Source organism: Kitasatospora sp. NPDC096077 (genome assembly GCF_040303245.1).
GTDB lineage: Bacteria > Actinomycetota > Actinomycetes > Streptomycetales > Streptomycetaceae > Kitasatospora.
The window spans coordinates 1-9,028 of sequence record NZ_JBEOSV010000121.1 but is presented as its reverse complement, the minus strand read 5'-3'; the positions used below and the strand labels follow the sequence as shown (position 1 = coordinate 9,028).

Genomic DNA, 9,028 nt, shown 5'->3' with positions numbered 1-9,028 from the left:
GCGTTGGCGGTGATCTGCTTGATGCCGCTGTTGCCGGGCACCGGCTGGAAGGCACTCCAGGTACCGGTGGCGTAGTTGCCGTCAGCGGTGTAGACGGTGTTGTCGGAGCCGATGGCGTACAGGTGGACGGTGCTGCCGACCGCGGTGGCGGTGATCTGCTTGATGCCGCTGTTGCCGGGCACCGGCTGGAAGGCACTCCAGGTACCGGTGGCGTAGTTGCCGTCAGCGGTGTAGACGGTGCCGTCGGAGGCGATGACGAACAGGTGCACGATGTTTCCGACTGCCACGGCGGAGACCTGCTTGATGCCGCTGTTGCCGGGCACCGGCTGGAAGGCACTCCAGGCTCCGGCCGCGAAGTCGGCGTTGGCGTTGAAGACGGTGCCGCCCGTGCTGAGCGCGAAGAGGTTGGTAACGTCCTTGGCTGCGGGGGCCGGGGCGGGGGCGGGCGCTGGGGCGTTGTCGGTCCCGCCGATGGGGGAGACGTAGCCGCTGATCGACTGGCCCATGTAGGAGCTGTAGCCGAGCGCCGAGCTGTACGGCCCGTCGACCCGGACGTGTGAGGTCGCGGCCCAGTTGCCGCGCTGGCCGCCCTCGTTGCCGCCGATGGACTTGATGGTACCGTTGCCGACCTCCGTGACGATGGCGACGTGGTCGGCGTAGCTGGCGCCGTCGTAGTTGAACACGACCGCGTCGCCGACGTGCGGCGTGCTGTGGAGGCCGCCGTTGTACTGTCCGAAGCTGCCGGCCCTCGGGTCGAGGCCCGAGACGTTGACCCCTGCCTGTGCCCAGACCCACTTGGCGAAGTCCGCGCACCAGTTCTCAGGGCCGCCGGTGCAGCTGGAGTTGAAGCCGGTGGTGCCGGCGCTGTTGGTGGAGCAGGCCATCTTGTAGTTGTTGGCCTGGGCGATGCTCACGATGTTCGAGCCGACGCTGGCGTGGGCGGACGAGGCACCGAAGGCCAGGCTGACCGGCACGATCGCGGTGGCGAGGGCGAGGGCGGCGCTGCGGCGGGAGGTGAACTTGGGCATGGTGACAACTCCTGTCAGAGGTTTGGATGGTGTGGCAGGGCACGATGTGCGTGGTGCTGGGTGGTGCGGGAGGGCAGCGAAGGCCCGGAGCGGCAGGGAAACCGGCGGATCGGGTGCGGTCCGGGCCCGTGACTCAGGGCCTTGAGCCGGGCCGGGCGGGCTTCGCGCTCAGCTGATGGTGGTTCCCTCGTCGGCTGGGAGCGGCTCGGGAGGCAGGTAGCGGCCGCGGAGCAGGGGCGAGGTGCGGTGGCTGCGGGCGATCAGGTCGTGGGCGCGGCCGGCGGCGTCGGGCCCGTCGGACGGGTCCCGGCTGAGCAGGTAGACCAGGAGGTCGATCCGGTCGTCGGCGGGCAGGGTGCTGGCGTGCTGGAGTCCGTCAGCGGGCAGGGCGTGCGCCCACAGGGCGTCCACGACCTCGGCCGCCTCGTTCGCTCCCGCCGTCCCGCCGGGCCGGCGTCGCAGGCTGGCGTAGACGATCTCCATCGGGGGCTCAGCCGCCCCAGCCGATGCTGTCGGTGGACGTGGAGGTCGCGATAGCGGCGGGAGCGCCACCCCAGCCGATGCTGTCGGTGGAAGCGGGCGTGGCGGCGGGGGTGCCGCCCCAGCCGATGCTGTCGGTGGAGGCGGGCGTGGTCGTGGTCGTGGTGGCCGGGTCGGCGGCGGCGAAGGCGGCCGGGGCGGCCAGGAGGGCGGTGAGCGAGAGGGCGGCGACCGCGGCGGCCTGGGCGATACGGGTGCGGATCATGACGGGGCCCTTCTGGGATGGACGGGAGGGGTGTGCTGGTCCGGCCGGGGCGTCCCGCGGTTGACGCTGCGTCCGGTTGCCGCCCCGGGCCGTTCCTGTCGGGCCTGTCCGGCGGCGATCACTACTCTCGTCGCTCTGCGGTGCCGCCGGAAGGGCTTCCCGCTGGCGCCCGGTCGCCTGGCGAACTCCCGACATCATGACGAGTACACATCAAGTTTCTCCGCTTTGCGTGCGGCGTGCGGTCGCTCTGCGTCGGGCCTTTTCCTCCCAGGCACCGCCATGTCTCGCCAAAAGCCCCGATTCGGATCTTGAGCGGGCCGTCGCACCTGTGTTTGGATGCGCCCGGCCGCCCGACCGGGGGACGGCCGACGAGTGCTGGGGGGCGCGACATGCTGGAAGTACTGGGCCTGACCACCGGGGCCACCGCCGTGTACCACGTGATGCTCGACCACCCCGCCCACGGCGTGGACGAGATCGCCGCGAGCTGCGGGCTGAGCCCCGCCCAGGTGCACGAGCACCTCGACGAGCTGAGCCGCCTCACCCTCGTACGGGCCTCCGCCGAGCGCCCCGGCGAGCTGCGCGCGGTCAGCCCCGACATCGGCCTGGCCGACATGCTCGCCGCCCAGGAGGCCGAACTCGCCGCCCGGCAGGCGCAGTTGGCCGCGTCACGGGCGGCCGTCACCCGCATGGTCGCCGACCGCGCCGAGCACCGCGCGACCCACGGCGAGCGTCTGATGGGCATGGACGCCATCCACGCCCGGCTCGAACGGATGGGCCGCGGCGCCACCACCGAGGCACTCGGCAGCCAGCCCGGCAACCAGCGGCCCGAGGACCTCACCGCCAGCCGCGTCACCGACGCCGAGGCTCTCTCCCGCGACATCGCCATCCGCACCCTCTACCAGGACTCCACCCGCAACCAGGCGCACGTCACCGCCTACGCCCACTGGCTGCTCAGCCACGGCGGCGAGGTCCGCACCGCGGCCACCATCCCCCCGCGCATGGTCATCATCGACCGCCGGGAGGCACTCGTCCCGATCGACCCCGCGGACAATCGCAAGGGCGCCCTGTACGTGACCGAACCCGGCATCCTCGCCGCACTGCTCGACCTGTTCGAACAGGCGTGGACCACCGCCGTCCCCCTCGGCGCCGCCCACCCCGAGGACCCCCGGACCGGACTCACCGCCACCGAACGCGAGCTGCTGCGCCTGCTCGGCTCCGGGCTGACCGACGACGCCGCCGGACAGCGCCTGGGCATCTCCTCCCGCACCGTCAGCCGCCACATGTCCTCGATCATGGAACGCCTCGGCGCCAGCAGCCGCTTCGAAGCCGGCATCAAAGCCGCCCAACGCGGATGGCTCTGACCCCCTCGAAAGCAACCGGCGATCGGAAAGCCCCGACCCGGGGGACCGATCGCCGTCCGCACGGAACTCAACCACCTCCCGGCCCGTGGCCCAAGAGGGGGGACGACGGCAACGACGGGCCAGGCGGGAAACTGCCCGCCGCGCCGCCGGCTATGCGCTCTCCGTCACTCCTGCGACAGACCCGCTCCGCACCGCGCGGCGGTGTTCACTCGGGGTGAGACCGTAGGCCGCCTTGAAAGCGCGTCCGAAGTCCGAGGCGCGCAGCAGGCCGCAGCGGGCGGCGATGACGTGGATCGGCAGGGCGCGCAGCGCGGGGTCGGCGAGGTCGCGGTGGGCCCTGTGCAGGCGCTGTCGGCGGATCGAGGCGGCGAGGGTCTCGCCGCCGCTGTGCCGGGTGAACAGGCTGTGCAGGTGGCCGACGGAGATGTGGTGGGCGGCGGCGACTGCGGCCGGGGTCAGCGCGGGGTCGTGGAGGTTGTGCCGGATGAACCTGCGAACGTTCTCCATCAGGGCCCGCGAGCGGACCTCCCGGGGAAGCGCGGGGACGGCGTCGAGTTCCCGGGCCACCCAGGCCGCCATCAGGTCGACGACGACCGTCCCGAGCCGGCAGGCCTCCGCCGGCCGCAGCACCTGGGCCTGACCGTCCAGCCCGCGCAGGAAGTCCGTGAGCAGCGCGCCCGAGCCCGAGTCCGCGGCCAGTGACCGGCCGAGGAGGCGGCGCACCAGGCGGTGCGGCACCGGCAGCAGGCACTGGGGAATGTCGATACCCAGTCCCTGCACACGGGCGTCCTCGGCGCCGGCGCCGAACAGCCGGACGTCGTAGGGGGTGGTGCTGTCCATCAGCCACAGTTCCCCGGGACCGGGTCTCTCCCGCTGATCCCGCCCACGCTTCGACGCCGCCGCGCCGCACGTCACCACGGTCAGGTGGTAGAGCTCCGGGCCGTGCGAACGCCGCACCATCCGTTCGCTGCGCACGAAACGGGCCGAACGGAACGACGTCCAGAACATCGTCGCCGCCCCCAGCTCCGACCACCGCAGCTCCGCCTCGAAGCTGTTCGCGTGAGCGCTGGTCGCATCACACTCCCGGGTCCGTCCCATCAGGTCCCGCCAGCACTCGAAACGCTCCTCCGAAGGCACGCCCTCGTCCCACGGAACACCCGGGGCGGCATCCGCCACCGCCACCCCCACCCCCGGCAAGCACTCCCCCGCCGAGCCGGCGCGGTCCCCGGCACCATCACCCAATTCCAGCGGCAGCCATGACAAGCAGAGCTTCGAGCGGTCCACAGCCGGCCAGGGACCCACCGAGGGCCTGACCGACCCGTGGAACGGCACCGGCTCCACCGACACCCCCCGCCAAGCCCGCACCACACACTTCAACGCCCGACGGCGCAAGGCCGACCTCGCACCCGGCGACACCAACGCCCCCCCCGGCTCCTGACAGCACGCCCACACGGCTGCCCGGCGGTGACGGCCCGACACCGACCTCCCGCTCGACCGGACCCGGCTGCCCCCGGGCACGGTGTTCGAGGACGAGCAGCCCGGCCGCCGGGTGCAGCCGCAGCGGGCCGGCCGGCCGGACCTGGAGAAGGACCAACGGGACCTGCCGACGGCGAGCAGCACCGAAGCCGACCACGAACCGGCGGCCGCGAAGGCCACGCCGAGGAGAAACCGAAGGCGTCCCGCGGCGACAGGTCCGCCCAGGACGTCACTGCACTCACCCAGTTCGTCGAGCGGCAGCGTCAACCCCGGATACCCCACCCACGCACGGAGCAGGCCGAGACCGTGGAGGCCGGTCCCGGTGGCGAGGAGCAGGCGGTGGCGCCGCACCTCGCCCCGGGCACCCGGCTCGACAACCGGAAGGCCCGCCGGGACAAGCTCACCGCGGGCCGGCCCGCACAGCTCGCCGAGCACGGCATGGAGCGGGCACAGCACCTGGTGGTGGGATTCCCGGGACACCCACGTGATTCCGATGCACTGGCGAAGTCAGCACGTCAGAGGCGGTCGGGTCTCGATCGTGGGTGGAGACCCGGCCGGGGTGCGCCGACTCGACACCTCGGCGCGTGAACCGGATGAATTCCCATCGGACACACGAGACGCACCGGCCAGACGCCACACGAGCCTCGGCGCAGCAGCGGGAACTCCCTGTGCGTCCGGTACGGGTGGGGAGCCGGGGCGGCCGGGCCCGGATCCGTGGTGGGTCCGGGCCCGGCCGGTGTGCCGGGGTGCGGCAGGCGAGCCGGGGGCTTACGGTGGCTCGACGCTCTCGCCGGCGATGGTCAGCGGCTGCCGAGCAGGGCGATGAAAGGGGCGATCTGCGGGAGCCGGGTGTTCATGGTCCCGATGGCGACCTGTGTCGCGTTCGTGTAGGTGCGTCCGACAGACGGAACAAGGGTGAGCGCTCCCGCCCGCGCGCCGGTCCCGTCCGCGAGGATCATGTCCTCCGGGTCCAAACTGCCGTAGGGCGACCGCTCGTGCTTCGGCGGCCGCCCTCGTCACAATGCTTCGGCGGTGACCTCCGAACCGGATTCGATCTTGTAGTAGCCCAGAGTCCTGGCGTCCTGCAGTTCTTGAAGTCGGTGGATCAGGACGACGTCCTGCGGGTTGGCCTGAAGCTTCCCGGCGACGGCTTGCCGCAGGTCCGAGACAAGCGTGTCCGCTGTCAGCCCGTCGATCGTGAACGAGCGCAGCCCTCCCAGCACGTCGACCGATTCCACCGTGATCGAGAAGGTCTGCGCGGACTCGGAGCGCTGTGCCACGGTGAGGGTGTGGACTCCGGCAGGCACGGCCAGGGCCTGGCCGGCGCCGAGGGAGAACAGGCCTCCCAGCGCCAGTGCCGCCGTGGCGACGACGGAAGCGGACCGACGGAAAACAGGGCTGGGCGACACGATGCTCCCTGGACTTGTTCTTGTACCCCAGGATCGAACGAAGTGGCGGACCGAGTCGCTTCCCCGGGGATCCACCGGATGTGGGAGCGGTGTCCTCCCGACCCTGAACCCCGTTCAGGGTGCGCGTGACGCATCGTAGTGGCCGTCGAAGGCACGCTTGCCGCCCCGCGCTCCCGGCGGCCCGTGCGTCGGAGCGGATTCGTCCGAATGCTCCGTCGCCCAGAGCCGACCAGGACCCGGCCGTGCCGGAACACCCTGAAACGGCGGATCCGATGGCAGAGGAGTCGTCCACAGCAGCCCCCACGGGCACGGCGGCGGCCGGCCCCGGCCGGCGGACAGGACGCTCTGCCCGCCGCAGGCACCCCGGCCTCACCGCCCACAACCCACAACCCACAACCCACAACCCACAACCCACTACCCACTACCCACTGGGGAAGGACCCGGGAGAGGGACTCCGGAATTCCAGCGGGCACTGTTGCCGAGTCCGCGTGACCTGTCGTACGAATCCGTCCGCGATCGTGTGTCGGACCTTCCGTGCGGTTCACCGTGCGAGAACTGAGTGGCAGGAAAACCGGCGATTGTGTTGAATCCTGGCGTGAGTCACGTTGCGAACGTCATGGTCTCTGTGGATTCGGATGATCGGTCAGGTGTCGAGGAGCTGAGCCGGTGGTTGCAGACGGCTGCCCCGCGGCGCGGTTTCGGCCCCGGCGCTGTCGGATGGGTCGGCTCGCTCGAGGAGACCACCGGCGGCAACACACACTGGGGTGGCGGCAAGTACCCGGAGTGTGACGTCTATGCCGGAGCACTCAACCATGCCGACCTGGCCGGGCTCGTGGCACAAGTCGAGCGCATCTCCTGGGAGCACCCGGAGTCCGTGCAGCTATTCGTGATGGACCAGAATCAGGCCTACTTCCGGGTGTGGATGTTCCACGGCGCAGAGCTGCGGCAGATCGTGCCCGAAGGCCGGGAGGAAGGGTAGACCGGCAAGTGACGACATGCCGACGGCCGGACTCCTCACCTGAGGAACCCGGCCGTCTCCGCTCCGGGCGCGGGACTACCGGAGCAGCCTCGCCGCGTCGAGGTCGAGGTCGAGGGGCAACGGGTCGGTGAGCGCGGTGGTCTCGCCAACCTGGACGAGGCCATCGACGTAGAGGCCGCTCTCGAGGCGGCCGAGGCAGAGCCGTGGGGCGGGTGCGGAGTCGAGTTCGACGCGCCAGGAGTGCTCGATACCGGCGGCGGCGGCGGTGTGCCCTGCCGCCCGTCCCGGGTGGGGCGGGCGGCAGGGCACACGGGGCACCGACGGCGGGGGGGAGATTGAGGGGTCCGCGTCAGGAGTCAGCCGGTCGGGCCAGAACTCGATGTGCACGGTGGCGTACAGGTCTCCAGAGTCGCCGTCATTGGTCAAGCGAGGGCGTAGCACTCCCCGTCTGTTCCCCTGCCCGGTGTGCCTGCCTCCAGGCAGAAGACTCTCGTGCTCGGACTGGTCACCCGGCCTCGGGAGTCTTGATCGCGTCTGCGGCGCCTACAGCAACAACCACGTATCGTCCGGATTTCCAGTACCTGAGCGAGTCGCCGGTCGTCTTCCGTGGCTGCGCCGAGTCGTCGACTCCTTCGACCCTGACTGCCATGGCCCTCTCGCTGCACCCGAGTTCCGCGAATGCGAAGGGGTTCGCCTGTATGGACGCCACGGTGTACTCGCCCATGAGTACAGTCCCTGGGAACTGCCGCACCTGACTACTGGACCGACCGGCCGGTGCTGTCGGACGGTTGGTGCCTACGGACGTGGCCCCGGAGGCACCCGGTGCAGAGGGGTCGGCCGGCATGAACGCGGCCTGGCACATGCCGTCCCTCAGGGACAGGACCACCTCGGTGTCCGAGATTCGAACAGCACCGAGGACTCTGGCCGGGCCCCTGCCCGGCGCTCCGTTGACGGCCTGCTGGACGGCGGGGTCCACCGGGGCGGCCGCCAGTTCCCCCAGTGGCCACGGAGGAACTGTCCGTGCTTCGTCGGGGGTCCCGCCACCGGTGCATCCCACTGCCCCGATGGTGAGAACTCCGACCAGTCTCACGATCCTTCCAGGCTGCCCCATGTTCCGGCTCCTCTAGTCCGTCCAATGGTTGTAGCAGAAGCCCGCCGGATGGGATATCTGCCCGCTGCCGACGTAGGCGCCGCCGCCCACGCGCCTGTCGTACACGTCGAAGGTGTACTGGTCGAACAGTGGATGCGCTTCCAGGTGGCCGAACTTGCCATCCGGTACCGGGTAGCTGCCTCCCTCGGTATTGGTAACCGTCTCTGTCACATTGAATCCGACACCGGCGGACACAGTGCCAGCGGTGATACCGGCGGTCGCCGACCACTGAGTCGCCACGGACCGGGTCTGGGTCAGCGTGAGCGTCATGGGGCCTTGGCCGGTGACCGTATCGACCGAATCGGCACCGCAGAGAGCCTTCTCGCGCTTCACCACATTCCTGACCTCCTGATACACGTCCATCCTCGTGCCGGCCGGCCCCTCGGAGGGCGTGGCGCCGGTGGTCGGGCCGGGTGCGGGAAGCACGGAGACTGCGACCCGACGGTCGATCGTCCAGTTCTCCGGCGTGGCACCCGCCGGCAGCTGAACACCGTCGGAACCAGGAGCCGAAGAGAAACCCGTCGCTGACGCAGCCTTCGCCTGAGGTGATATCACCCCGACGATGGCCATGACCACTGCGGGAACTACTGCAACCTTCGAGAGATCCGAATAGAAGCGCACCTGAGATCCCCTGTCGTGAATGACGTGCGGAGCGCCGCACCAAAGGCGCGGCGTCATTTTCGCGACGATCCTCACACCAAGATCTTCGGGCAAATCGGGATTTAACTGGCACGCGGAATCGAAACGGTCCGAAGGTCCCTTCGTGTGGGGTCGAAGGTCCCGGCCTTAGGGCGTCCGCCAGTAGGTGGTTGCAGCAAGGCAGGCACGGCTCACCCGATCATGGAGTTCTCTACGCTTCATGATCACCGGGGGATCCGTG

General features: G+C 70.4%; 11 protein-coding genes. 2 read left to right on the top strand and 9 right to left on the bottom strand.

Features of this window, described 5'->3' with window-relative positions:
• From ABTZ03_RS43435 to ABTZ03_RS43425, 3 genes are all read right to left on the bottom strand, one after another.
• The coding region (locus ABTZ03_RS43435) for a CHAP domain-containing protein (protein WP_350518810.1) at positions 1 to 1,028 on the bottom strand (1,028 nt) is incomplete at its 3' end.
• A 168-nt stretch (positions 1,029 to 1,196) separates the two neighbouring features.
• Positions 1,197 to 1,511, bottom strand: a complete 315-nt coding sequence (locus ABTZ03_RS43430) for a hypothetical protein (RefSeq protein WP_350518809.1) — start codon at positions 1,509 to 1,511, stop codon at positions 1,197 to 1,199.
• 7 nt (positions 1,512 to 1,518) lie between these two features.
• The gene (locus tag ABTZ03_RS43425) at positions 1,519 to 1,773 is read right to left on the bottom strand and encodes a hypothetical protein (RefSeq protein WP_350518808.1); all 255 of its coding nucleotides are present in this window, start codon (positions 1,771 to 1,773) and stop codon (positions 1,519 to 1,521) included.
• Between the two features lie 389 nt (positions 1,774 to 2,162).
• Between ABTZ03_RS43425 and ABTZ03_RS43420 the strand changes: the two genes are divergently transcribed.
• Complete coding sequence (locus ABTZ03_RS43420; RefSeq protein ID WP_350518807.1) at positions 2,163 to 3,134, top strand: helix-turn-helix transcriptional regulator; 972 nt, start codon at positions 2,163 to 2,165, stop codon at positions 3,132 to 3,134.
• A gap of 150 nt (positions 3,135 to 3,284) precedes the next feature.
• Here the strand turns inward: ABTZ03_RS43420 and ABTZ03_RS43415 are convergent, their stop codons facing one another.
• From ABTZ03_RS43415 to ABTZ03_RS43405, 3 genes are all read right to left on the bottom strand, one after another.
• Positions 3,285 to 4,232, bottom strand: a complete 948-nt coding sequence (locus ABTZ03_RS43415; protein ID WP_502894773.1) for a helix-turn-helix domain-containing protein — start codon at positions 4,230 to 4,232, stop codon at positions 3,285 to 3,287.
• A 1,178-nt stretch (positions 4,233 to 5,410) separates the two neighbouring features.
• The gene (locus ABTZ03_RS43410; protein ID WP_350518805.1) at positions 5,411 to 5,569 is read right to left on the bottom strand and encodes a hypothetical protein; all 159 of its coding nucleotides are present in this window, start codon (positions 5,567 to 5,569) and stop codon (positions 5,411 to 5,413) included.
• Between the two features lie 57 nt (positions 5,570 to 5,626).
• Positions 5,627 to 6,019, bottom strand: coding sequence for a ubiquitin-like domain-containing protein (locus ABTZ03_RS43405; RefSeq protein WP_350518804.1), 393 nt, complete (start codon positions 6,017 to 6,019; stop codon positions 5,627 to 5,629).
• Positions 6,020 to 6,614: 595 nt separating this feature from the next.
• On the opposite strand from ABTZ03_RS43405, the gene ABTZ03_RS43400 reads away from it, so the two are divergent.
• Positions 6,615 to 6,998: a squamosa promoter-binding protein 15 gene (locus ABTZ03_RS43400; RefSeq protein ID WP_350518803.1), complete on the top strand. Its 384-nt coding sequence runs from the start codon at positions 6,615 to 6,617 to the stop codon at positions 6,996 to 6,998.
• 75 nt (positions 6,999 to 7,073) lie between these two features.
• Here the strand turns inward: ABTZ03_RS43400 and ABTZ03_RS43395 are convergent, their stop codons facing one another.
• From ABTZ03_RS43395 to ABTZ03_RS43385, 3 genes are all read right to left on the bottom strand, one after another.
• Positions 7,074 to 7,424, bottom strand: a complete 351-nt coding sequence (locus tag ABTZ03_RS43395) for a hypothetical protein (RefSeq protein WP_350518802.1) — start codon at positions 7,422 to 7,424, stop codon at positions 7,074 to 7,076.
• Between the two features lie 79 nt (positions 7,425 to 7,503).
• Positions 7,504 to 7,722: a hypothetical protein gene (locus tag ABTZ03_RS43390; protein WP_350518801.1), complete on the bottom strand. Its 219-nt coding sequence runs from the start codon at positions 7,720 to 7,722 to the stop codon at positions 7,504 to 7,506.
• Between the two features lie 399 nt (positions 7,723 to 8,121).
• Positions 8,122 to 8,844 (bottom strand): hypothetical protein, encoded by a 723-nt coding sequence (locus ABTZ03_RS43385; protein WP_350518800.1) that lies wholly within the window; start codon positions 8,842 to 8,844, stop codon positions 8,122 to 8,124.
• Positions 8,845 to 9,028: the final 184 nt, after the last annotated feature.

Excerpts from the sequence above, each read along its gene's own strand:
- ABTZ03_RS43430 (WP_350518809.1), bottom strand. The coding sequence starts at position 1,511 with ATGGAGATCGTCTACGCCAGCCTGCGACGCCGGCCCGGCGGGACGGCG.
- ABTZ03_RS43425 (WP_350518808.1), bottom strand. The coding sequence starts at position 1,773 with ATGATCCGCACCCGTATCGCCCAGGCCGCCGCGGTCGCCGCCCTCTCG.
- ABTZ03_RS43420 (WP_350518807.1), top strand. The coding sequence starts at position 2,163 with ATGCTGGAAGTACTGGGCCTGACCACCGGGGCCACCGCCGTGTACCAC.
- ABTZ03_RS43415 (WP_502894773.1), bottom strand. The coding sequence starts at position 4,232 with ATGGGACGGACCCGGGAGTGTGATGCGACCAGCGCTCACGCGAACAGC.
- ABTZ03_RS43410 (WP_350518805.1), bottom strand. The coding sequence starts at position 5,569 with ATGATCCTCGCGGACGGGACCGGCGCGCGGGCGGGAGCGCTCACCCTT.
- ABTZ03_RS43390 (WP_350518801.1), bottom strand. The coding sequence starts at position 7,722 with ATGGGCGAGTACACCGTGGCGTCCATACAGGCGAACCCCTTCGCATTC.